Annotated in this window: 18 protein-coding genes; 10 read left to right on the top strand and 8 right to left on the bottom strand. The window is 75.2% G+C overall.

From position 1 onward, the window contains the following. Nucleotides 1–26: 26 nt before the first annotated feature. Genes WME83_RS42380 through purQ form a run of 3 tightly spaced genes read right to left on the bottom strand, consistent with a single transcriptional unit; the run spans nucleotide 27 to nucleotide 2,843 of the window. Nucleotides 27–1,346 carry a DNA methyltransferase gene (locus WME83_RS42380; RefSeq protein ID WP_437315395.1) on the bottom strand — a complete coding sequence of 440 codons (1,320 nt, stop codon included), beginning with the start codon at nucleotides 1,344–1,346 and terminating at the stop codon, nucleotides 27–29. Next, nucleotides 1,324–2,121 carry a zinc ribbon domain-containing protein gene (locus WME83_RS42375; RefSeq protein ID WP_437315394.1) on the bottom strand — a complete coding sequence of 266 codons (798 nt, stop codon included), beginning with the start codon at nucleotides 2,119–2,121 and terminating at the stop codon, nucleotides 1,324–1,326. The genes WME83_RS42380 and WME83_RS42375 overlap by 23 nt, the downstream gene beginning before the upstream one ends. Continuing rightward, entirely contained in the window at nucleotides 2,118–2,843 is a 726-nt protein-coding gene (gene purQ, locus WME83_RS42370) for a phosphoribosylformylglycinamidine synthase subunit PurQ (RefSeq protein WP_437315393.1), read from the bottom strand. The genes WME83_RS42375 and purQ overlap by 4 nt, the downstream gene beginning before the upstream one ends. Nucleotides 2,844–2,936: 93 nt before the next feature. Between purQ and WME83_RS42365 the strand changes: the two genes are divergently transcribed. Beyond that, on the top strand, nucleotides 2,937–3,578 hold the full coding sequence (locus WME83_RS42365) for a CPBP family intramembrane glutamic endopeptidase (protein ID WP_437315392.1): 642 nt from the start codon (nucleotides 2,937–2,939) through the stop codon (nucleotides 3,576–3,578). Nucleotides 3,579–3,614: 36 nt separating this feature from the next. Here WME83_RS42365 and WME83_RS42360 read toward each other — a convergent pair whose 3' ends face one another. Further along, entirely contained in the window at nucleotides 3,615–4,919 is a 1,305-nt protein-coding gene (locus WME83_RS42360) for a response regulator (RefSeq protein ID WP_437315391.1), read from the bottom strand. Between the two features lie 195 nt (nucleotides 4,920–5,114). Between WME83_RS42360 and mnmA the strand changes: the two genes are divergently transcribed. From mnmA to ftsH, 7 genes are all read left to right on the top strand, one after another. After that, the gene (gene mnmA, locus WME83_RS42355) at nucleotides 5,115–6,242 is read left to right on the top strand and encodes a tRNA 2-thiouridine(34) synthase MnmA (RefSeq protein ID WP_437322106.1); all 1,128 of its coding nucleotides are present in this window, start codon (nucleotides 5,115–5,117) and stop codon (nucleotides 6,240–6,242) included. After that, nucleotides 6,239–6,892 (top strand): hypothetical protein, encoded by a 654-nt coding sequence (locus WME83_RS42350; protein WP_437315390.1) that lies wholly within the window; start codon nucleotides 6,239–6,241, stop codon nucleotides 6,890–6,892. The genes mnmA and WME83_RS42350 overlap by 4 nt, the downstream gene beginning before the upstream one ends. 190 nt (nucleotides 6,893–7,082) lie before the next feature. Next, nucleotides 7,083–9,335, top strand: coding sequence for a serine/threonine protein kinase (locus tag WME83_RS42345; protein WP_437315389.1), 2,253 nt, complete (start codon nucleotides 7,083–7,085; stop codon nucleotides 9,333–9,335). Continuing rightward, complete coding sequence (locus WME83_RS42340) at nucleotides 9,332–10,729, top strand: class I SAM-dependent RNA methyltransferase (RefSeq protein WP_437315388.1); 1,398 nt, start codon at nucleotides 9,332–9,334, stop codon at nucleotides 10,727–10,729. Before WME83_RS42345 ends, WME83_RS42340 begins: the two co-directional genes overlap by 4 nt. 133 nt (nucleotides 10,730–10,862) lie before the next feature. Then, nucleotides 10,863–11,102 (top strand): hypothetical protein, encoded by a 240-nt coding sequence (locus tag WME83_RS42335; RefSeq protein ID WP_437315387.1) that lies wholly within the window; start codon nucleotides 10,863–10,865, stop codon nucleotides 11,100–11,102. Then, nucleotides 11,099–12,103, top strand: coding sequence for a tRNA lysidine(34) synthetase TilS (tilS, locus tag WME83_RS42330; RefSeq protein WP_437315386.1), 1,005 nt, complete (start codon nucleotides 11,099–11,101; stop codon nucleotides 12,101–12,103). Before WME83_RS42335 ends, tilS begins: the two co-directional genes overlap by 4 nt. 162 nt (nucleotides 12,104–12,265) lie before the next feature. Beyond that, the gene (gene ftsH, locus WME83_RS42325) at nucleotides 12,266–14,212 is read left to right on the top strand and encodes an ATP-dependent zinc metalloprotease FtsH (RefSeq protein WP_437315385.1); all 1,947 of its coding nucleotides are present in this window, start codon (nucleotides 12,266–12,268) and stop codon (nucleotides 14,210–14,212) included. Nucleotides 14,213–14,396: 184 nt separating this feature from the next. On the opposite strand, the gene WME83_RS42320 is transcribed toward ftsH, so the two are convergent. The 3 genes from WME83_RS42320 to WME83_RS42310 all read right to left on the bottom strand — a co-directional run bounded on the left by WME83_RS42320 (nucleotide 14,397) and on the right by WME83_RS42310 (nucleotide 19,857). Next, nucleotides 14,397–15,860 (bottom strand): alginate export family protein, encoded by a 1,464-nt coding sequence (locus tag WME83_RS42320; RefSeq protein WP_437315384.1) that lies wholly within the window; start codon nucleotides 15,858–15,860, stop codon nucleotides 14,397–14,399. Nucleotides 15,861–16,069: 209 nt separating this feature from the next. Further along, nucleotides 16,070–16,918 carry a hypothetical protein gene (locus WME83_RS42315; RefSeq protein WP_437315383.1) on the bottom strand — a complete coding sequence of 283 codons (849 nt, stop codon included), beginning with the start codon at nucleotides 16,916–16,918 and terminating at the stop codon, nucleotides 16,070–16,072. After that, nucleotides 16,915–19,857, bottom strand: coding sequence for a GYF domain-containing protein (locus WME83_RS42310; RefSeq protein ID WP_437315382.1), 2,943 nt, complete (start codon nucleotides 19,855–19,857; stop codon nucleotides 16,915–16,917). Before WME83_RS42310 ends, WME83_RS42315 begins: the two co-directional genes overlap by 4 nt. A 296-nt stretch (nucleotides 19,858–20,153) precedes the next feature. Here WME83_RS42310 and WME83_RS42305 point away from each other — a divergent pair, with 296 nt between their 5' ends. Beyond that, entirely contained in the window at nucleotides 20,154–20,750 is a 597-nt protein-coding gene (locus tag WME83_RS42305) for a ComF family protein (RefSeq protein ID WP_437315381.1), read from the top strand. On the opposite strand, the gene WME83_RS42300 is transcribed toward WME83_RS42305, so the two are convergent. Continuing rightward, nucleotides 20,716–21,288, bottom strand: coding sequence for a hypothetical protein (locus WME83_RS42300; protein ID WP_437315380.1), 573 nt, complete (start codon nucleotides 21,286–21,288; stop codon nucleotides 20,716–20,718). The genes WME83_RS42305 and WME83_RS42300 overlap by 35 nt on opposite strands. Nucleotides 21,289–21,790: 502 nt before the next feature. On the opposite strand from WME83_RS42300, the gene WME83_RS42295 reads away from it, so the two are divergent. Next, entirely contained in the window at nucleotides 21,791–22,816 is a 1,026-nt protein-coding gene (locus WME83_RS42295) for a polysaccharide deacetylase family protein (RefSeq protein WP_437315379.1), read from the top strand. The last annotated feature ends 136 nt before the right edge of the window (nucleotides 22,817–22,952 follow it).

The following is a 22,952-nucleotide window of genomic DNA, read 5'->3' as shown; positions in this document are numbered from 1 at the left end:
CGCGCCGCGAGGCAATTTTCGGCCGGTCAGGCGCGGATCAGCAGGATGGCGTGCTCGTGGCGCGGGCGGCGCTGGAAGGCGCGCGCCGTGGGGCGGTGGAAGTGGGGGCGCGGCTGCGACGCGACCGCGCGGACCGCGAAGCGCGCGCTCGAGGCCGCGGCCTTCACCACGTCGACCGCGTAGACCGGCGCGCCGGCCACGACGCTGTCGGCGATCAGCAGCACGAGCGGCGCGCCGCTCCGCAGCACGCGCGCGAGCGCGACGAGCACGCCGCCGAGCTCCTCGCGCCAGCGCGCGGGGCCGGCCTCGGGGCCGAGCGGATCGAGGTGCCGGCGGGCGCCGATCTCGTCCTGCTCGAAGCTCGCGCTCCGGAGCCGGAGCCAGCGCAGCCTGGCCTCGTGGTGGGCGAGGTAGTCGTAGACGCCCGGGTACGGCGGCGACGTGACCGCGAGGTGGACCGAGTCGGGCGCGACGCCGCGCAGCGCGCGCGCGTCGCCCTCCTCGACGAGCGCGGGCGGGCTCGCGGCCAGCGGCGGGGCGACGTCGGCGAGGCGCCGGGCGAGCTCCTCCGCCTTGCGGACGAAGAGCCGCGCCGGATAGCCGGCGGCGATCCGCCGTGGCAGCTCGTGCTCCGACGTGTCGGACGTGCGGCGGCTGAGCTTCGTGAGGATGGCCGAGAGCACGAGCTCGAGATCCGCGCGCAGGGCGTCGGCGCCGTGGCCCGCGACGCGGTCGAGGCCGACGCGCAGGCCGTCGAGCTCGAGCAGCACGTGCGGCTCGAACAGGGCGACGTCCTCGGGGCCGTACCGGCGGCTCGGGCCGGCGCGCGCCTTGCGGCGCTCGTCGGCGGCGGCCGCGACCTCGCGCGCGGTCGCCACGAGCCGCTCGCGTTCGCCCGGGGTGCTGCCCTGCACCTTCAGGCGGGCGAGGCGCACGGCGAGGGGGTTCGCGTCGACGCCGATCGCCGCGCGGCCCGCGAGCCGGGCCTCGACGAGGACGGTGCCGCTGCCGCAGAACGGGTCGAGCACCCGATCGCCCCGCCTCGAGAGCGCCTCGACGAGCCGGCGGGCCGTGTCCGGGTGCATCCGGGCCGGGTAGCTGTGGAACCCGTGCACGTGGGCGCGGGCCGCCTCCTCCGCGTCGCTCGCGCTGGCCACGTCGAGCGCGTGGGCGAGCATCGCCGCGTCGGCCGGATCGCCCTCGAGCCGCGTCTCGCCGCCCACGTGGGTCAGGGCGCGGCGCGCCTGCGGCGCAGGGCGGGGCGCGCGGGCCTCCTGGGGCGCGCGGGGCTTCTGCCGCGGGGCGCCCGGCTTCGGCTTGGGATCAGCGCTTCGTGGGCTCGACATGGGCGGTCCGTTGCGTGAGGGGCACGTCGGCGAGCGCTTCCTCCTCCGCGGCGAGGGCGTGCGCCGCGCGCTCGGCCTCGGGCTCGACCGCGGGCGCCGCGCCGACGCGCAGCCGCGGCGCGTAGCCGAACTCGCCCGCGGGGCTCACCGCGCCGCGCACGACGTCGTTCACCTCGAGCAGCGCGAGCAGCTCCTCGGCCTGGGCCTCGCCGATGCGGAGGGTCGAGGCGAGCGCGCCGGCGGTGAGCGGGCCCTCGGCCTGCCGGGCGACGTCGGACGCGACGGAGACCCAGGCGGCGTCGAGCGCGGGCGCGACGTCCCGGCCCCGCGACTTGGCCCGACGGAACGCCCACAGGGCGAAGGCGGCGACGGGCGCCATCGTCAGGAGGCCCGCGGCGAAGAGCCCCGCGCTCGCGTTGAGGACGAGCAGCATCACGGCGAACAGGAACACCTCGAAGCCGAAGAGCGCGCTCGCCGCGATGCCCGCCGCGCGCCAGACCGAGCGCGCCGAGGCCGCGGCGCGCGCCTTCTGGAGCAGCGGCACCTCGTGTCCGGATCGCTTCACGCGGTCGCCGTCGACCGGGACGCGCGGGCCGCCGCAGACGTCGCACCGGAAGCGCAGCTCGGGGTGCGCGGAGACGCCGGCCACCCCGCCGCAGTGCGGGCACGCCTCGGCGCGCTGGTCCGCGCCGCACTGCGGGCAGCGCGCGCTCCCCGGCGCGAGCGCCGCGGCGCACACGCGGCAGCGGGCGTCGCCGGACGCCGCCTGGCTCACGGCGCGCTCGCGGCGGACGCGGCGCGGGTGCCGTTCACGCTGCGGAGCACGGCGTCGAACAGGGCGCGCCCGTCCGCGCAGCCTTGCCCCTGGAAGGGCTGGCTCATCCGCTCGGGGTGGGGCATCAGCCCGAGCACGTTGCGCCGGGGGCCGCCGTAGATGCCGGCGATGTCCATGGCGGATCCGTTGGGGTTCGCGTCTCCTCCCACCAGCCCCTCCCGGTCGCAGTACTGGAGCGCGATGGCGCGATCCTCGACGAGCTTGCGGAGCGTCTCCGGATCGGCCTGGTAGCGCCCTTCGGCGTGGGCGATCGGCAGGCGGAGCACCCGAGGCAGGCCGCTCGTGAACGGCCCGTCGGCGCGCGGCGTCACGAAGACGTCGCGGCACTCGAAGCGGAGGTGCGCGTTGCGGGTGAGGGCTCCCGGGAGCAGCCCCGCCTCGGTGAGGATCTGGAACCCGTTGCAGACGCCGAGCACCAGGCCGCCGCGCTCCGCGTGCCGCCGGATGGCGGGGACGATCTGGCTCGTGCGCGCGATGGCGCCGCAGCGCAGGTAGTCTCCGTAGGAGAACCCGCCGGGGATCGCGACGAGGTCGGTGCCAGCGGGGAGCTCGGCGTCGCGGTGCCAGGCGGTCGACGTGCGGACCTGGAGCACGTCGCGGAGCGTATGGATCATTTCGGCATCGGCGTTGGAGCCCGGGAAGATGACCACGGTCGCGTGCATGGCCGTCCACGTAGTCCGGTTGCCGGCGCTCGGCCAGGGGTCCTGAAGCTGCGCGCCGCTTCACCGGGTTCTGGCGGCGTGCCATGATGGGGCATGGCTTCGCGATGGGCGCGGACCGGCCGGACCGACGCGACGCTGGGGGCATCGCGGTGGGCGCGGACCGGTCGGACCGACGCGACGCTGCGGGCCGCGTCCGGCTACCTCGTCCTCTCGGCGCTGGCGATCTCGCTGACCCTGGTGGTGCGGGATGGATGGCCGTGGATCCACCCGAGCCCCTGGCTCTCGCTGCCCCCGCTGGCCGCCTTGCTGATGAGCGCCGCGCTCGGCCTCACGCTCGCTGCCGGGGTCGTCGCGATGACCCGCGTCGCCGTGACCCGGTTCGGCTGGGCGCGGCGCCTGCACAGCGAGCTCCGCCCGGTCGCGCTGGACCTCTCGCTCGGCCAGGTCCTGCTCCTCGCGGGCCTCTCGAGCCTCGGGGAGGAGCTGCTCTTCCGCGGGCTCCTGACGCCGCTGCTCGGCGTGGCGCTGAGCGCGCTCCTCTTCGGCCTGATGCACCAGATGCGCGGCCCGAGCCGCTGGGTGTGGGTCGGCTGGGCCGCGGGCGTCGGCGCGGGGCTCGGCGCCATCTTCGCCGCGACCGGCTCGCTCGTCGGGCCGTTCGTGGCGCACGCCGTCGTGAACGCGGTGAACCTGAGCTACCTGCGGGACCACGATCCCGACCACGCGGAGGCCTGACCGCGCGCCGGAGGCTCGATCGGGCGCGGCCGTCGCTCAGCGCTTCTTCGAGTCGGGCCGCGGCGGCCGGGGCGGCACCGGCCTCGGCGGCTGCGGGACGGCGCTCGTGCGCGGCGGGGCGTCGAAGCTCGCGGGGGGCGCGGGGGTGGCGCGGGAGGCGGCGCCCGACTCGGCCGCGCCCAGGGCGCCCGAGCGGACCGGCGAGGACGGCGGCGCGGTCGTCCGGCGCGACGGCGGCTTCGACGGGGAGAGCCGGCCCTGGCCGCGCGGGACGGTGGGCGGATCGGTCTCCTCCGCGCCGCGCCGGCTCGACGGCGGCTTCGCCGTCATGCGGGCGAGCGAGCGCAGCGTCGGCGGCGGCGCGGCCTCGAGCTCGAAGCTCAGCTCGAGCGACGGCGGCGCCTCGGAGATCGCCAGGGCGCCGTCGGCCGCCTTCCGCGGCGCGACGCCGGGCTGGCGGCGCAGGAGCTCCTCGAGCGGCGCGCGCGACGACGGCGGCGCGACGTCGTCCGGGATGGACGACGGCCCGCCGAGCGCCGTCGTCGCGATCCGAGGCTCCGGACGGCGCCGCGACGGCGGCATCGGCAGCTCGACGCGGGCGCTCTCGTCCTCGAGCCGGGTCGCTTCGAGCAGGTAGGCGGCGATGGATTTTCGCTCCGACGGCACCGGCCGGCTGCCTGGAACGAACGCGAACCGTCCGACCTTCCAGGCCAGCATGGTGCGGAGCGCGGCGAGCGCCGACACGCGCGTGCCGCCCACGGTCCCCTGGACGATGCACCCCTCGGCGATGTCGAGCTGCGCGCGCCGCTTCTTGCTGATCACCTCGAACACGCCCGAGCGCCGCTCCATCTCGAGGACCGTGAGGACGGTCGCGATCGACATCTGGCTGAGGTCGCCCTCGATGGCGGTCTGGTCGACGGAGGCCGGGATGGACATGAGACTGTCCCGCCGCTGCCGCAGGCGGGACGCCATCTGCACGAGGGCCCCGATCTGCGCGACGACCTCGGTGACCCGGAAGGGCTTGGTCATGTAGACGTCGGCGCCGACGTGGAACCCCTCGAGGCGGGATTGCTGGTCATCGAGGGCGGAGAGGAACAGGAAGGGGGTGACGGACACCCGCGAAGGTTGGGTGCGGACGTTGCGCGCGACCCAGTAGCCGTCGTGGTCGGGCAGGCCGACGTCGCAGACGATGCACTCGGGCTCCAGGGTGCAGGCGGTCGAGAGCCCGGCCTCCGCGGTCGCGCAGTAGATGACCTCGTAGCCCGCCTCGCGGATCGCGGTGGCGAGCAGGTCCGCGACATACTCCTCGTCCTCGATCACGAGCACGACCCCGCTCGGCATCTGGCAGACGGTACACGCGCGCCGCGGGGGTGGCCAAGGGTGAATGGCGGCGAGCCGGTCCGATCATCGGGCCGCGCGCCGGCGCGCGCCGCCGACGGCGCGCGCCGGCATGTGTTTGCCCGCGGCGTCCGGCCGCGGCGCGGGATTCACGCTATAAGAACGGAAATGGCAACTCCTGTCCGAGAGGCCGGCGGCATGGCGCGGCCCGGCGAGCGGCCCTCCCCCGGGGCTCGCGTCTTCATCGCGATGAGCGGCGGAGTCGACTCCTCCGTCGCCGCGGCGCGCCTCTGCGACGCTGGCTACGAGGTCGTCGGCGTGACGCTGCACCTCTGGGACTACCCCGACGACGGCAGCGTCAAGAGCCGCTGCTGCGCGCCCGAGGATCAGCACGACGCCCGCCGGGTCGCCGACCACCTCGGCATCCCGCACTACACCTTCGATCGCCGCGCCCTGTTCCGCGAGCACGTCGTCGATCCGTTCGTCGACGCCTACCTCGCGGGCGAGACGCCGAGCCCGTGCGTGGCCTGCAACCGCTCGGTCAAGCTCCGGGAGCTGTTCCCGCTGGCGGAGCGGCTGGGCGTCTCGTGGGTGGCGACGGGCCACTACGCCCGGGTCGTCGTGGAGGAGGGCGGCGCCCGCCTCTACCGCGGCCGCGATCGGCACAAGGATCAGAGCTACTTCCTCCACATGCTCCGGTCGGACGAGCTGTCGCGGCTCCTCTTCCCGCTCGGCGACTCGACCAAGGAGGAGGTGCGCGCCGAGGCGATCGCCCGCGGGCTGCCGGGGGCCGACAAGGGGGAGAGCCAGGAGCTCTGTTTCATCCCCTCCGGCCGCTACGCGCCCTTCGTGGCCGAGCGCGCGGCGGACAGGCTCCGGCCCGGGCCGATCGTCGATCGGGACGGGCGCGTGGTCGGGTCGCACGGCGGGGTGCACGGCTTCACCGTGGGCCAGCGCAAGGGCATCGGCGTCTCGCTGGGCCGCCCGGCGTTCGTCGTGGGCCTCGACGCGGCGACCGGCGCGGTGCGCCTCGGCGACGAGGCCGACCTCTACGCGGCCGGCGCCGAGATCACCGAGGCCGTGTGGTCCGACGACGCGGTCTTCCCCCTGGAGGCCGAGGTGCGGGTGCGCGCGCGGCACGAGGCGGCGCCCGGCGTCATCGAGCGGCGGCGCGACCCTGCGACGGGCGCCGAGAGCTTCGTGGCGCGGTTCGAGAGCCCGGTGCGGGCCGTCTCCCCCGGTCAGATGGCCGTGGTGTACCGGGGCGACCGCGTCCTCGGCGGCGGCCGCATCCGCGCCGCCCTCCGCGCGGGGGCGGCGTCGTGACGGCGCGCCTGCTCGTGCCCCTCGTGTGCTCCCTCTCGCTCGGGTGCTCGCTCGGGCAGGGGGAGGGCGAGGTCTACAGCTCGAGGCTGCTCGCGGCGGGCTGCTGGGAGGACGCCTACGACATGCGCCCGGACTTCTTCGCCGCGGTCCCGTACCGCTCCACGCTGCAGATCCGGGTGCAGCGGGGCAGCGACCTCCAGGAGGTCTCGGACGGCCTCGCGGTCATGATCGACGATGTCGGCCTCATCCGCGGGGACGGGCAGGTGAACAAGCTCGACGTCGACCTGAGCGTCGGGCTCCCGCCCGGCGTCGAGCTGCCGGGCTCGCCCCCGCCGACGCCGAAGCCGGAGGGGCTCGCCCCGCTCGTGCACATGGCGCTCTACCTCCAGCGGTCGTGCCACAACCAGAACACCGTGCTCTACGCCGTGGATGGGACCATCAAGTTCCAGGCGCTGTTCAGCGGCGATCCCAACGAGACGGACGCGGTCGACAAGTACACGGACGCGACGTTCGACATCTGGGTCGGTGATCCGCGCGACGCCGGGATCGGTCATCCAGCAGACGCCATCCCCCGGGAGCTCCTCTCGAGGGTCACGGGGAGCTTCCGTTTCTATTTCGAGCGAGGTCAACCTGGCCAACCGTTCCCCTGAGCTCGCCGCGACTCCGTCCTGGGTCTCTGGTGGTGTCCTACCTGTCAGGACACGGGCCTTCAGCGACCGAGTGGATTGAAGCTGACCATCTGCCAGGTCGCTCGGCCGAGACGACATGGCAAAGCGCCGCGAACTCGCGGTAAAGTAGTGACCGCTCATGCCCCAACCCCCGCCTCGACCCGCATCGCGAATGGGCGGACCTCCAAGCCCCGGGTCGACCAATTCATCGCCTGACGCGCGCGCGAAGGAGTCCGAGAAGCAGCAGGGGACCTACTTCCTGGGCCGTTACCGCGTGGTCGACGAGATCGGGGTGGGCGGAATGGCGAGCGTCCACCTGGCGCGCATGGATGGGCCGGGCGGCTTCCAAAAGTGGGTCGCGATCAAGCGGATCCACCCGCATCTGGTCGAGGACGATCAGTTCGTCGACATGTTCCTGGACGAGGCGCGCATCGCGGCTGGCATCAACCACGCCAATGTCGCGCAGGTGTTCGATCTCGGGAAGGACGACAACACTTACTGGATCGCCATGGAGTATCTCCATGGCGAGCCGCTCCGGGAGGTGATGCGCCGCGCCGAGGAGCGCCGGCTGCGCATCTCGCCCGAGCTCGCTGCGCGCATCTGCTCCGATGCGGCAGAGGGCCTCCACGCCGCCCACGAGCTGCGCGGAAAGAACGGCCAGCTGCTCGGCCTCGTGCACCGCGACGTGACGCCGCACAACCTGTTCCTCACGTACGACGGCTACACCAAGGTGGTGGATTTCGGGATCGCCAAGGTGGCCGATCGGCTGTCGTCCACCCGCGCGGGAACGCTGAAAGGCAAGTTGGCCTACATGTCTCCCGAGCAGGTGCGCGGCAATGAGGTCGACCGCACGACCGATGTGTTCGCGCTCGGGGTCGTCCTCTGGGAGCTCACGACGAACCAGCGTCTCTTCCGGATGGATACCGATCTCGACACCCTCGAGAAGGTGCAGGCGTGCGTGGTCCCGCCGCCGTCCACGATCGTGCCCGACTATCCGATCGAGCTGGAGAGCGTCGTCATGAAGGCGCTCGCCAAGCACAAGCAGGACCGCTTCCAGACGGCGCGCGAATTTTCGCGAGCGCTGCAAAACTTCCTGATGCGGAGCGGGATCTTCGTCGGCTCCGAGGAGGTCGCGCAGTTCGTGCAGCAGGTGTTCGCCGACCGCATCCAGAAGCGCGAGGCGCACCTCGCGTGGGCGGCGGAGGTGACGTCGACGATCAACGTCGAGCAGGTGCGCGGGCGGAACTCGACCACGGCCACGGACAGCGTCGGGCTCCGCAGCCGCGGCCGGGAGCCCGAGGCGCAGCAGCGGCTCACGCCGCCGCAGGTCTTGCGGCACAACGCCGCCCCGGCGAGCGGGATCGCGCCGGTCGGACGCTCGCCGTCGAGGGACGCGGCCGGCAAGCAGATGGTGGCCTCGTCGCTGATGGACGACGACGAGGATGTCCCGACGACGGTCGCGACGCGCGAGCACGCCGAGCCGGGGCGGCCGCTCCCCTACGGCGAGCGCGCGATGCCGCGCCCGGCCGCCGGCATGGCGCCGGAGCTCGCGCCGGCGCCTCCTCCTCAGCCCGGCGCCCCGTCCGCCCTGCCCACGGTGCGCCCCGGTCTTCCGCCCGCGCACGCGAGCTCGCCGCGGGGGCCCGGCGGCCATCACCTCGCTGCGCCGGTGATCCCGGCGAACCCGTATCCGCCGCTCGATCTCGGCGCGGGCGATCGGCCGCCGTTCCCCAAGGGGGGCCTCCTGGACAGCGATCTCGGCAACCCGCTCGCGTCCACGCTCGCGCTCCCCCAGCAGGCTCCGCCCCAGCCCCCCGCGCCGGTCCCGCAGGGCCCGAGCGACGCCGCGCGCCGCGCGCACGCGAGCAGGGCCGCCACGGTTGGCGCATCGCCGCAGGTGCCCTCGTACGCGCTGCCGTTCAACGGCCAGGGCTACGCGCCTTCGCCTCCCGCCGGCTCGCCCGCGCCGGCGTTCCCGCCGCCGCCGTCGGCGATCGCGGGGCAGGCCCAGCCGTTCGCGCCCGCCGCGCCGGCGCAGCCTCCCCAGTCGCAGATCGAGACCGCGCTCTCGCTGCCGCGCCCCGATCCGGCGGCCATCTGGGCGGCCACGCAGGACGCGGTGTCCAAGGGGAACGGCAGGAACACGCTCGTGCTCGTCGCCGTCATCGCCCTCACCGCGCTGTGCGTCATCGGCATCGGCGCGCTGATCTACATGAAGACGATGACCGTGCAGCCCTCGCCCCTGAAGGGGGTCGACGCTGCGCCGCCCGCCTCGACGGGCGCGGCCACCACGCGCCGGCCGCGCCTCGGCGCGAACGTGGAGCCCGCGGGGGACGGGCGCGCGCGCTCGCTCGCCCTCGCCGGCGGAGCTTCTCTCGTCCACCCCGGCCCGACGAGCCTGCGGCGCGTTACGATGAAGGGATGAAAGCTGTTCACCGCCGCTCGAGCGGTGCCAGGGCGCGGCCCCGCGCCGGCGAGCGAGCGCAGCTGCGCATCGACGCGCTGGCCGCCGGGGGCGCAGGGATCGGTCGGCTCGCCGGCGAGGTCGTCTTCGTCCCCGCGACGGCGCCGGGCGACCTCGTCGAGGTCGAGCTCGATCGGAGCGCGCGCCCGGCGCGGGGCAAGCTGCTCCGCGTGATCGAGCCGAGCGCCGACCGCATCGCCCCGCCCTGCCGTTTCGCGGAGACCTGCGGCGGCTGCGACTGGATGCACGTCCGCGTCGAGGCGCAGCAGGCCGCGCACGCGCAGATCGTCCGGCAGGCGATCGCGCGCGCGGCCTCGCTCGCCGAGGCCGATCTGCCGCCGATCCGCCTGCACCCCGCGCCCCAGCCGCTCGGCTACCGCTCGCGCGCGCGGCTGTTCGCGCGCGCGGAGCGCGGCGAGGTGCGCGTGGGCTACCGCGCGCCGAGGACGCACGCCGTCGCGGCGGTCGACCGCTGCCTCGTGCTGGCCGACCCGATCGCGCCGCTCGCCGGCGAGCTGCCCAGCGTCTTGCGCGGGGCCGCGGGGGAGGGCGACATCCTCGTCTCGCTGGGCGCCTCGAGCCGCCCGGTGGTCGAGATCCTCTGGCGCGGCCAGCTCCCGCCGGCCGTGTGGCAGCTGCTCGACGAGCGCACGGCCCACGGCGCGTGGGCCGGCGCCCGCGTCACGCTGGACGGCGCGCGCGAGGCCGCGTCGTTCGGCGATCCGCGGCCGGCGATCGTGGGCGCCGACGGCCTGCCGCTGCTCCTCGCGCCGGGCGGCTTCGGGCAGCCGTCCGAGGAGGGCGCCGCCGTGCTCGCCGGCCGCGCCGCCGAGCTCGCTCACCTCGACTCCTCCCGGCCGCCGAACGTCCTGGAGCTGTTCGCGGGGAGCGGGACGCTCTCCGTGCTCCTCGCGCGCGGCGCGCCGCGGTCCGCGCCGGTCGCCGGGGCTGCCGAGGCCGCCTCGCCGGCCGCCCCGGGGCTCGCGTCGTTCACGGCGGTGGAGCGGTCGCCCGAGGCGGTCGCTTGCCTGCGCCAGAACCTCGCCGCCCGCGGCCTCGCCGGCAAGGCGATCGAGGCGGACGCCGACCAGGTCCCGATCCCGGCGCGCACGGACGTCGTGGTGCTGGATCCCCCGCGCAGCGGGGCGCCCGGCGCGGCGCGCGCGATCGCGGCCTCGGGCGCGCGCGTGGTCGTCTACGTCTCGTGCGACCCGGCCACCCTCGCGCGCGATCTCGGCGGCATCCTCCGCGGCGGCTTCGAGATCACGGACATCGAGGCGGTCGAGCTCTTCCCCCAGACGAGCCATATCGAGTCGATCGTCCGCCTCACCCGCGCCCGCCGGCCGGCTCGCTGAGCAGCGCGGCGCGCGGCGAGGAGGCGCGGCGCGCCGCGTCGCGCGCAGCCCCGGCGAGCTCGGGCCGAGATCGCGCGCGGCGCGCGAGGTCGCCGCGCGCCTCCGCCCAGCGGCTTGCGCTACGCTGGCCGGGATGATCCACCCCCTCGACGAGCGGCTCCGCGAGGAAGCGCGGCGCTACCGCCTCGTGTTCGCCTGCCCCGACTGCGCGTCGTTCGATCCGGCGGAGGCCGAGCGCGACGAGGCCGGCGGCGCGCCTCCCGGCGGCGCGCCGCGCTGCTCGCTGGGCTATCCGGTCGCGCCGCACCTGAGCCCGTCGCTCGACGAGGATCGCGACGAGATCGTCTTCTGCAAGGCGTTCGAGCTGCGATGAGCCCGTCCCCCGGGCCTCCCCCGCCGCCCAGGCGGGGCCGGTCGCACCCCCCGTCGCTGATCCGCCTGGCCGAGCGGCTGATCCGGGACGAGCGGCTGCTCGCGCGCGGCGACGTGGTCCTCTGCGCCTGCTCCGGAGGCCCCGACTCGACGGCGCTGCTGCACGTGCTCGCCATGCTCCGGCGGCGGATCGGCCACGAGGTCGTCGCGCACGGCGTCGATCACGGCCTGCGTCCGGCGGCCGCGGCCGAGCTCGCGATCGCGCGCGACCTGGCCGAGCGGCTCGGCGTCCCCTATTCCAGCACCCGTGTGGACGTGGCGCCCGGCGCGAACCTCCAGGCCAGAGCGCGCGCCGCCCGGTTCGCCGCGCTCGCGGCGGCCTCGGCGGCGCACGGCGCCCGCGCGATCGCGACCGGCCACACCGCGGACGACCGGGCCGAGACGGTGCTGCTGCGCCTGCTGCGGGGCGCTGGGCCGCGAGGGCTGGCCGTGCTGCCGCCGCGCGCGCCGCTCTGGACCGACGCCGGCGGCGCGGCGCCGGGCGCCGCGACGCCGGGCTCGGCGGCCGCCGGCGTCGAGCTCATCCGCCCGTTGCTCCTGGCCCGCCGCGCCGACGTGCTGGCCCACCTCAGCCGACATCGGCTGGCTTTCGCGGAGGATCCCAGCAATGGGGACCCCCGCTTCACCCGCGTTCGCGTCCGCCGCGAGCTCCTCCCGCTGCTCGAGGACCTGTCGCCGGCGATCGTCGAGCACCTCTGTGCGCTCTCGGACATGCTCGTCGCCGGCCGAGATCGGCGCGCCGGCGGCGATCCGGCCGTCCTCGACGGCGGCGCGCCCCTCTCGATGCCGCTCGGTCGGGCGCAGCGCCTCGCGATCGAGCGGGCTCGCAAGCTCGGGCGGCCGCTGCGCGTCCTGGTCCGCGGCGGCGGAGAGATCGCCCTGGGCTTTCCAGAGGAGTCCAGCGTGCTTATCGAGGAGAGACCCGAGCGTCGCGGGGCCTGACCGCATGCACCCCACCCGCGACCCCTGTCGAGTCCCCTGTTTCGCCGTGCCGCCGCGGGGAAAACCCGCGGTCGACGACCGAGCTGACGGGTGGCATGCTGACTGGAACACGCGTACAATTTCGGTACACGCCGGCTCGCCGCGCGAGCTTAGAGGGTCCTCGTGAAGCAATCGCACAAGACGCTGCTGCTCTGGGTTCTGCTGATCATGATGTTCTTGGCGATCTGGCAGTTCTTGAGCCCGGATTCCCGGCCCGCCACGCAAGTCGCGTTCAGCGAGTTCATGGCCCAGGTCCAGGTCGAGGCCAAGGACAAGGATCCGCACGTCGAGTCGGTCACGATCAAGGACCGCGAGTACACCTTCTGGGTCAAGGACCCCAAGACCGGGGCGAAGACGAAGAAGGTCACGATCGGGCCCGACAACGCCGACGAGATCACGAAGACGATCGTCGACAACAAGGTCGCCGTCTACTTCGAGAAGGAGGACACGTCGCCGTTCTGGCCGGGGGCGATCATGTACCTCCTGCCGACGGTCTTCCTGCTCGTGATGTTCTACCTGTTCATGCGCCAGCTCCAGGCCGGCGGCGGCAAGGCGATGAGCTTCGGCAAGTCGCGCGCCCGGCTGCTCAGCGAGGCGCAGAACAAGGTGACGTTCGCCGACGTCGCGGGCATCGACGAGGCGAAGGACGAGCTCGAGGAGATCATCGCGTTCCTCAAGGATCCGAAGAAGTTCCAGAAGCTCGGCGGCCGGATCCCGAAGGGCGTCCTCATGATGGGCCCCCCCGGGACGGGCAAGACGCTCCTCGCGCGCGCGATCGCCGGCGAGGCCGGGGTGCCGTTCTTCTCGATCTCCGGCTCTGACTTCGTCGAGATGTTCGTCGGCGTCGGCGCGAGCCGGGTGCGCGACCTGTTCGAGCAGGGCAAGAAGCACGCGCCGTGCATCATCTTCATCGACGAGATCGACGCGGTCGGTCGCCACCGCGGCGCGGGCCTCGGCGGCGGGCACGACGAGCGCGAGCAGACGCTGAACCAGCTCCTCGTCGAGATGGACGGCTTCGAGTCGAACGAGGGCGTGATCATCGTCGCCGCGACGAACCGCCCCGACGTCCTCGACCCGGCGATCCTGCGGCCTGGCCGCTTCGATCGGCGCATCGTGGTGAACCGCCCCGACGTGCGCGGCCGTGAGGGCATCCTCCGGGTCCACACGAAGAAGGTCCCGCTCGGGCCGGACGTCGACATGGAGATCCTGGCGCGCGGCACGCCCGGCTTCGTCGGCGCCGACATCGAGAACCTGGTCAACGAGGCGGCCCTCCTCGCGGCGCGTCAGGACAAGGACGTCGTCACGATGATCGACTTCGAGATGGCCAAGGACAAGGTGCTGATGGGCGCCGAGCGCCGCAGCATGGTCATCAGCGACGAGGAGAAGCGGACCACGGCCTACCACGAGGCCGGGCACGCGCTGGTCGCGAAGCTCCTGGAGAAGTTCTCGGATCCGGTCCACAAGGTGACGATCATCCCGCGCGGCCCGGCGCTCGGCCTCACGCAGCAGCTGCCGAAGGAGGACCGGCTCAGCATGTCGCGCGACTTCGCCAAGGCGCGGCTCTCGGTGCTGATGGGCGGTCGCGTCGCGGAGGAGATCATGTTCGGCCAGTTCACGACCGGCGCGGGCAACGACATCAAGCAGGCGTCGAACCTCGCGCGGCGGATGGTGACCGAGTTCGGCATGAGCGACGTCATCGGGCCGATCTCGTACGGCGCGGACGAGGAGAGCGTGTTCCTCGGGCGCGACTTCACGAGCCGGCGCCGCGACTACTCGGAGACGATCGCCAACCAGATCGACGACGAGGTGCGGCGGTTCATCCTCGACGCCCACGCCGAGGCGCGGCGGCTCCTCACCGACAACCGCGAGATCCTCGAGCGGCTCGCCAACGCGCTCCTCGAGCGCGAGACGCTGGACGCGGAGGAGGTCGACGCCATCGTCTCGGGCCGCGAGCTGCCGCAGCGCCAGCGCGTCGTGATCCCGAGCTACAGCGATCGCGATCGCGCCGCGAAGGAGAAGCGCCGCGCGGCCAGCATCTTCGGCACGCCGAAGCCCGCCCCGAGCACCTGATCGCGAAGCGCGGGGGCCGCGCCCGGCGAGCCCGGACGAGCCCCCGCACCGCCGCGCGCCCCACGGCACGGCGCGGCCCCCGAGACGCCTCTCACTCCCTCCCCTCAGGACAGGGACGCACGCGGCGCGGACAGCGGCGCACGCGGCGCGCGACGCGGACAGCGATGCTCGACGCCGGCCCGCCTCAGGGAGCGGTCAGGGTCGTCTGCAAGAACGCCCACTGCTGCAGATCTGCCGGGCGGCCGCCGTCGTGCGCGCGGTTCGCCTTGCTGAAGATCGCCTGGGCGCCGTCGCCGAAGATGAACAGGCCGTAGCCGAGCGCGAAGCGCAGCGGCTCCCACGGCTGGAAGGCGAGCGAGACGTCGATCTCGTGGCCGAGGGTCCGGCTCTCGTTGGCGCTGACCGCGCCCACCGGAAGGAGCCGCGCGGTGACCCACCTGCCCCCGGGCGAGGCGAGGCCGACGAACGTGTATCCGGCGGCGACGGTCATCGCGTCGAGGGGGGAGGCGCGGACGCCTCCGCCCGCCTCGATCACGTTGGACCACCCGTAGAGCCCCATCGGGCCGTGGTTGTCCTGCGCGTCGGGCAGGATCGGATCGAAGCGGCGCTGCGTCTCGCCCTCCTCGAGCGCGCCGTCGTCGCCCGTCGCGTAGGCGCCGCGGGCGCTGAAGGTGAGGCGGGCGGGGAGGGACGTCTCGAGCGCCGCCCGCGCGGCGGCCGCGAACGCGCCGAGCGGGCGATCGGCCGCGAAGGTGGCGACCCGACCGAGCTCGTAGGCCCCCTCGATCGCATAGCGGAAACCGCGGCGGTCGCCGGAGATGCGCGCGTCGAGGACCACGGTGTCTCCGGGCGTGAGCCACATCGGCCGCGGCTCGCGGGCGATGCGCGCGAGCGCCGTGGCCTCGAGGTGGAGCAGGGGGGCGACGCGCCAGAGCGCGTTCAGGCCGTAGAGCTGCGTCCCGGTGCCGGCGGAGATGGGCTTGCGCGTCCCCGTCACCTCGGGCGGCGCGCCGCCCGGCGCCGCGAGGAGCACGGCCATCGCCTCGAGGTCGACGTTGCCGAGCTGCACCCCCGCGCGCACCCCGTCGAGCGAGCGCGCGGTGAGCGTCTCGTCGTCCGCCCCGATCAGGCGGCCGTCCCCCCACTCGATCCGCTGCCGGCCCAGCCGGACGAAGGCGCGGCGCCCCGAGCGCGTGTGCAGATCGACGTAGGCCTCGTAGGGCGCCGTCTCCGGGAGGGACGGCTCGCCCGCTCCGACGAAGATCGCGTCGTCGCTCCCCCAGAGCCGCGCGTCCTGCAGCGTGAGGACGCCCGTGACGGGCCCGCGATCGACGGCCAGGCCGAGGCGCGCGCGCTGGGCGAAGAACCACTGGGTCTTGACGACGTTGCCCGTGTCGAGGAGCGGCGGCAGCGCGCCCCCGAAGCCCTCGGCGAGCACCGCGTTCGAGCTGTAGACGTCGCCGCCCGTGTCCACGGGGTACCGGCGAAACTCGCCCCGGATCCGGAGCTCCGCCGACGGGCGGAAGACGAACCCGCCGAGGTGCACGCCCTCCGACTGCGGCGGCGCCTGGGCCGCCGCGGTCCGGGGCGCGAGCGCGAGGAGCGCCGATCCCAGAGCGATGGAGGCGAACGGCAGGGATCGGATCATCAGCGAGGAGGGCCGGAGCGCGGGGTCGTCGAACGGCGGATGCGCGGCCGGGCGCGCGGCGTTCTCGCGGGCCGCGCTCCTGGATCGCTCGCGGAGGATAGGCGTCCCGGCGCTCGTCGGACAAGTGGGGAAGCTGCCGAATGGGACGCAGTGCCGCTCCTGTCCGGCGGCGTTGCCGGCGGACAAGGCGAGCCGCCGCGCCGGCGGCGTCAGGGATCGAAATCGTCCTCGCCGTTCGGAGGCGGCGGCGGCTTCGGCGGCCTCGGCGCGGCTGCTGCGCCGCTCCCGCGCTGCGGCGGCGCCTTGGCGCTTCCGGCAGGCTGCCTCGACGTGGGGCGCCTCGTCGACGCGCCTCGCCGCGCCGGCGCGACGCCCGCGTCGACGGCGAGCACGAGATCGAGCGCGAGCTTCGACGCCCTGCCGGCGTGCCGCTCGGCGTCCGCCCCCGCCTCGGCGAGCACGCGCTCGGCCGCCTCGAGCTCGCGCTTCGCCTCGCGGCGCTGCGGGTCGCCCGCCATGGTCTCGGCCCACGCGGCCGCCAGCGACGCCCGCTGCTTCTCGAGCTCCGCCGCGCGCTTCGACAGCTCGCCGAGCTGCTTCGCCGCCGCGAGGGAGCTCTTCAAGGACGCCTCGAGCGCCTCGACGGCGTCCCTGTCGTCCGCGTCGAGCGATCGCCCGCCTCGGGCGCTGACGAGCCGCGCTTCCGGCGCGAGCTCGACGTGGAGCGAGACGCCCGACGCGCGGAGCTCCGCCGCGCGCGCGCGCGCCGCGTCGAGCGCCGCGTCGGCGGCCGACCTCGGATCGAGCCCGGCCGCGCGCGCGAGCTCGGCCCGCGGCGCGTCCGCGAGCGCCTCTGCCTTCAGCGACTCCTCGCGGAGCGCCCGCGCGGCCTCGAAGAACGCGTCGTAGGGCTGCTTGCCCGTGCGCAGGGCCCGGCCCTGCTCGAGCTGCGAGGCCTGCGCGGCGCACGCGGCGAGCAGCGGCGCGTGCGCCGCGGCGAGCAGCAGCGCGAGCGCCGCCGCCCGGAGGCGGCTCGCGCCGCCCGGGGCCCTCGTCATCCGCATTGGAGGATGACCCCCCAGAGCTCGTAGCTCGCGGCGGGCTTCGAGAGGAACACGACGCCCACGTAGCCCGATCGCGGCGCCACGCCGAGCACGCCCTGCCCGAAGTTCCCGGCCGGGGGCGAGAGCGCGATCGGATCGCCGATCGGGGAGAAGTTGGGGGCCAGGGTCTGCGCGCGCATGGCGCGGCTCCCCGGAGGGCCCTCGGTCCACACGAGGAGCCAGCGTCCGTCGCTGAGCCCCGCGATGTCCGGCGCGAACGCGTCGCCGCCGGGGCCGCCGGAGGGGAGCGGGATCACCTGGGTCGACGTGGGGATGTCGCCCGGCGCGGCTTGCCCGGCGCGGATCTCCCATCGCCCGTCCGCCGGCCGGTCGGCGAAGACGACGGCGAGGGCGCGCTCGTTCCAGCCGAGCGAAGGCTTGCCGAGCGCGCCCCCGGAGCCCGTCACGCGGGTGAGCTCGCCGGCGGGCCTGCGCTCGGCGTCGAGCCAGCCGGCCCACACGGCCTTCTCGCGGCGGAACGCGACGGCGTACCCGCGGGACCCGGCCGCGAGGGCGCGCGGCGACTCGAGCGGCTCGTCGCCTTGCACCGGCCAGAGCCGCGAGGGCGCGGCGCCGGGGTCGTCGGCCGCGACCACGGCGCCGTCGGCCAGGCCGATGACGAACGGCCGGGGCCCCGGGACGCTGACCGGGGAGCGGATGGCCTGCTGCGCCGACGTGAGGACGGTGAAGGTGTCTTCGACCGGCGAGATGCTCACGATGTCGGCGGCCTCTCGGTTCGAGAACTTCTCGCTGCGCTCTCCGGTCGCGGGATCGATCTCGATGCCGGCGGCCTCCATGGCGCTCTTGGCGTAGCCCACCAGGAGCTTGCCGCCCCTGGTCGCCGTGACCTCGAAGGGGATGCTCTTCGCGACGAGCGGCGCCCATGGCTGCGGCTGGCGCGCCACCCAGCAGGGCTTCAGCGGCGCGGGGATCGCGGAGCGAGCGGCGTTTTGCGCGGCGCCGAGCGCGGGGCGCGCCGTCGCGATCAGCGGCTGCCGCGTGGCTGCGACGGAGTGGCGGCCCGCGAAGAAGGCGGCGACGCTCATGAGCACCGCCGCCCCGCAGATGCCGATGAGCGACGAGATCGGCACGGGCACCGCCGTGGAGAGCCGGCCGTCGCCCCTCGCGGGCCCGCCCGCGAGGGGCGGCTGAGCGCGCCGCGCCGCGAGCGCGCGCGGATCGAGCGCAGGCGGGCCGTTGCCCGATCCCGGGGTGGAGCCGCGATCGGAGCGCGCGCCCGACGCCGGCGGAGCCGCGGTGGACGCCGGGCGCAGCCCGGGCAGCAAGCCTGGCCACGAGCGCATGGCCGGGCGCCCCTGCGGCGCGCCCGAGCCGACGCCGGCCGAAGGGATCGTCGCGTACTCGCGGCGCCCCATCGTCGCGTCGACGGCCAGGGGGGAGCGCTTCGTCTCGCTGGGCACGGGCGCGGCGGCGTGCTCCTTGACCTCGCGGTGCGGCACCGCCGTGGTGGAGGGCTCGGGGGCCTCGCTGACGGCGGGGATCTCCGAGGGAAGCCGGCCATCGTCGGCCGGCGTGCTCTCGGCTCCGCGGAGCGGGGGACCGCCGCCGGACGCCGCGGGGCCGGCGGGGCGAGAGCCGATGGATGCGATCGCCGCCGCGTCGGCGGCGACCGAGACGGGCGTCGCTTCGGCCGAGGGGATCGGGGCAGCCGGGGGCGAAGCGAGCGCTGCGGCCGGCTGCGAGGGCGAGGGCGGCGCCGCCACCGGCGTCGCGCGGGGAGCCTCCGCGGGCGGGCGCGGCGGCGGCGCTGGGAGCGCTCCGAGGCGGACGAGGGCCTTCGCGCCTTCCGCGGTGTGATCCGGCGCATCGAGCGCCCGCGCGCCCACGGGCCGCTTCGCGGCGACCGCGGGGAACCGGACCGGGACCGGCGGCGGCGGCACGGACCGCCCCTTCGTGGGCCGCTTCGTGCCCCGGCTGGGGCTCGCCAGCGCCGGCGGCGTTTCCGGGAGGGGCTTGCCGGCGCCCTGATCCGCATCGGCGGCTGCGCCGCTGCGCCCGTCGTCCTGCGGCGCAGCGCCGGCCGGCGCTCCGTCGCGGCCCGAAGGCAGGGGCGGCGGCCGGGGCGGCCTCGCCGTGCGCGCGCTCGGGCCGCCCGCGGCCTTCGGGGTTGCGCCCGGCCTGCTGGGCGCGGCCGAGCCCGCCGCGCGCCTCGGCCCTGCGGGCTCGCCGCCTTCGGTCGTCCGGCCGGCGCCGCCTGCGTCGCCGGCCGGACACTGACCGGCCGACGTGTCCTCGGGGTCCTCGGACGCCGAGGGGAGCTTCGGCGCGCGCGGGATCGCGGGCGCTCCCTCGTCGCCTGCCGAGGAGCCGTCGTAGCGGGGCAGCTGCGTGATCGCGCGGGCGACGCCCGCGTCGAACGCTCCGCCCGCCGAAGGCACGACGATCGGCGCGCTCTGCCCGCTGGCCGGCGCGCTCGCCGGAGCCTCGACCCCCGAGAGCGTCGCCATGGGCTCGCGCTTCCGCGGCGGCGGCGGTGGCGGCTGCGGTCGCGCGGTGGCCCGGCCCGGGGGCGCCGCGGGTCGCCGCTCGTTCGCGGACCTCTCCGGGGGCGCTGGGCGCTGACCCGGGCGGGCGGGCGCCGGGCCCAGCTCCTCGACGAGCTCGAGCTCCAGCGTCGCGCCGCTGTCGCGCGCCGACGCCCGGGCATCGGCGGCGGGCTTGTCGGGCGGAGCGGCGCTCGCCTCCGGCTTGCGCCGGAGCTGCGCGGCGTCGGCGAGCTCCGGCTGCTTGGAAGCCGGGGCCCACGCCTCCATGCCCTGGCGCCACACGAGCGTCGAGCCCGGGATGACCCCGGCAGCCAGCGCGCTGCGCAGCTCGGCGGTGCTCACGAGCCGCTGGACGCCGCGTTCATCCGTCCATCGCCACGCGCTCAACGGCGGCCCCTCCTCCCCCTGCGAGAGCGCCGGAATTTCAGGACGCGATCCACGACGCGGGGATCGTACCGCGCGTCGTTTGCAAAGAGATCCTCTTTCGTCCGATCGCGCAACCGCGCGCCCGCTCCTGACGATGAACGCGCTGGCAGCCCATGAGCCCTTCCCGCGCCCTCGTCGCCGCAATCCGCTTTCTGGCCGCCGTCGCTGCGCGTGCGCTCAGCCCACCGGCCTGCGCCGCCTGCGACGCCGCCATCGCAGCTGGCGCGGTATTTTGCTCCGACTGTGCGCGGACCACCGTGCCGTACGCGGAGCGCCCGCTGCGGAGGGCGGGGGGGTCCAGCGCGGCGGGGGGCGTCGATCTCGTCGCGTTCGCTCCGTTCGGCGGGGCGGTCGCGGAGGGGATCCGGCGCTTCAAGTACGGGGATCGGCCGGACCTCGCGCGCCCGCTCGGCAGGTTGCTGCTGGGCGCGGCGCGCGACGCCGAGGTGAGCGCCGACCTCGTGGTCCCGGTGCCGCTGCATCCGCGCCGTCTGGCCGAGCGGGGGTACAACCAGGCGGCCTTGCTGGCTGCGCACGTCGCCGACGGACTTCCTGCGACGATGGCCCCGCGGGCGCTTTGCCGCGTCCGTCCCACGGCGCAGCAGGCGCAGCTCCCGCGCGGCTTGCGCCTGCAGAACGTGGCGGGGGCGTTCCGGGTCCGCGCTCCGGAGCGCGTGCACGGCCGGCGGGTCGCGCTGGTGGATGACGTGGCCACGACCGGCGCCACGCTCGCGGCGTGCCGGGACGCGCTCCTCGGCGCGGGGGCTGCTTCGGTCACCTACCTCGTCCTCGCGACGACCGAGAGCGGCGTGGACGAGCTCAGAAGGCCGCCTCTGTCAGCGCACCGCACTTGATGCGGACCGTTCTGCCCTCGGCGAGCCATCGCGTACCGTTGCGCGTCGGCTCGCCGAGCCGCACGAAAAAGCGACCGCAGCGCACCTCGATGGGTTGATTGCTGGGGCCGACCGCCACGCCCGTGACGTACACGGTCGCGTTCTGGGAGGCGTTGAGCTTGAGGAAGCCATAACCGCGGCGCGGGTTCCGCGGAACGCTCGCTTCGGCCTGGATGGCCGGCGGCTGTGGAGGTGGCGTCGCTGCCTCGGGGCTGGGCTGGGGTGGAGGCGCGGGGGGCGCCTCGGGGCTGGGCTGGGGTGGAGGCGCGGCGGGCGGCGGCGGGGGGGCGGCCTGTGCAGCGGCGTCGGTCGCGCTCGGCGGGGGCTGGGCGGTCAGCTGCACGGGGGCGTCTGCTTGCTGCGCGGCCGCGGTGTTCGAGGCTGCGGTGGTGACGCTGGCGGGATCGCTGGCCGCCATGTTCGCCGGGAGAGCGTCCCGGCTGCGCTCTGCGAGCCCGGGCAGGCCCGTCTCGACGGCGTAGACGCCCAGCGCAAACACGATCGCTGCCGTCGTGAGGGCAACGACGATGGTGCCGAGGGGCGAGAGCGGCTTCGACGGATGGCCGTCAGCCGACCGAGGTTGGGGCCCGTCCCCAGCCGACCCAGGTTGGGTCACGTCCCCAGCCGACCCAGGTTGGGGCCCGCCCGCAGCCGACCCAGGTTGGGGCCCGCCCGCAGCCGACCCAGGTTGGGGCCCGCCCGCAGCCGACCCAGGTTGGGGCCCGCCCCCAGCCGACCCAGGTTGGGGCCCGCCCCCAGCCGACCCAGGTTGAGGCGCATCCTCGGCCGACCGAGGTTGAGGCGCGTCCGTCGAGAACATCGCCGCCAGTCTAGCGGGATCGTCCACCGGCGAACCTTTCTCACCCGCTCGGCGCCCCAACGTCCGGCGCGCAGGACCGCTCCCTCCGAGCCGCTCCGGAAAGCAAGCACGGACGCTGTTTGTGTGCTGGAATACATTCGTGTACGTCATCGCACATCCACTGACGTGGGTTCGCAGGGGGATGCCGCACGGCCGTCGCGCGCTGGCCGCCGGCGCGCTCGACACCCTCGGGCTCCTGGATCGCTTCCTGTGGCTGCGCGCGAAGCTCCGGCTGCCCGTGCTCTCCGTGTTCACCTACCACCGCATCGCCGAGCTCTCCGACGTGGACGAGCTGGATCCCGGCGTCGCCGAGGTGAGCGCGCGCGAGTTCGAGGAGCAGCTCGCGGTCATCAAGGCGCACTGCACGGTGGTGTCGCTCCGCGACGTGCGGCGCTTCGCCAAGGGCCGGAAGCTCCCGCCGAACCCCGTCATGGTCGCGTTCGATGACGGCTACCGCGACAACCACGACGTCGCCTTGCCCCTCCTCCAGCGCGCCGGCGTCACGGCCACGTTCTTCGTCGCCACCGAGTACCCCGGCAAGGGGCGCCTCTTCTGGTGGGACCGCGTCGCGCTCCTCATGCACCGGTGCCGTCGAGCGCGCGTCGAGCTCGCCTACCCAGCGACGCTCGTGCTCGAGCCGCAGCGCGACCCGGTCGCCGCGGCGACGCTCGTCTGCCAGACCATCAAGCGCACGTCCGGCGTCGACATCGGCCGCCTGTGGGACGAGATCGAGCGCGCCACGGGCGTATCGATCGACCTCTGCGAGGAGCGCGCGATCGCGGCCAGGACGATCATGGACTGGCACCAGATCGCGGCGCTGCGGCGGGCGGGCATGGACGTGCAGTCGCACTCGCACAGCCACCGGGTCCTCCAGACCCTGTCGCCCGAGGAGGCCACGCGCGATCTCGCCCGCTCCCGCCGCGTCCTCTCCGACGCCTTGAACGAGGCCGTGCACGCGGTCGCGTACCCCGTCGGCTACAGCCTGTGCGGCGCGCTCCATCGCGCCGTGCGGGAGGCCGGGTTCGAGATCGGCTTCACCAACAACTCCGGCCTTTGCACGCTCTCGTCCTTCGATCCCCTGAACTTCCCGCGCATCGCCATGGACCGCGGGCAGATCGGCGCCCTCTTCAAGCTCAAGCTGCTCATCGGCCAGCGGCCCGGCCGCTGATCGGGCAGAGCCCCCGCGCCGCTCCGCCGCCGCGCTCTCCGGCCCGCCGCCCTCGCTCCCCGAGCGCCCCCGCTCGCTCGCGGCCGCCTCGACCGGCGCGGCCGTGGCCTGGGCTGTGCACGTGCACCGTCGCTGG

Origin of the sequence: Sorangium sp. So ce385, assembly GCF_051474135.1 — a bacterium.
Lineage (GTDB): Bacteria > Myxococcota_A > Polyangia > Polyangiales > Polyangiaceae > Sorangium > Sorangium cellulosum_D.
Note: the sequence above shows the minus strand (reverse complement) of the source record. Positions and strands in the feature narration are given on the sequence as shown.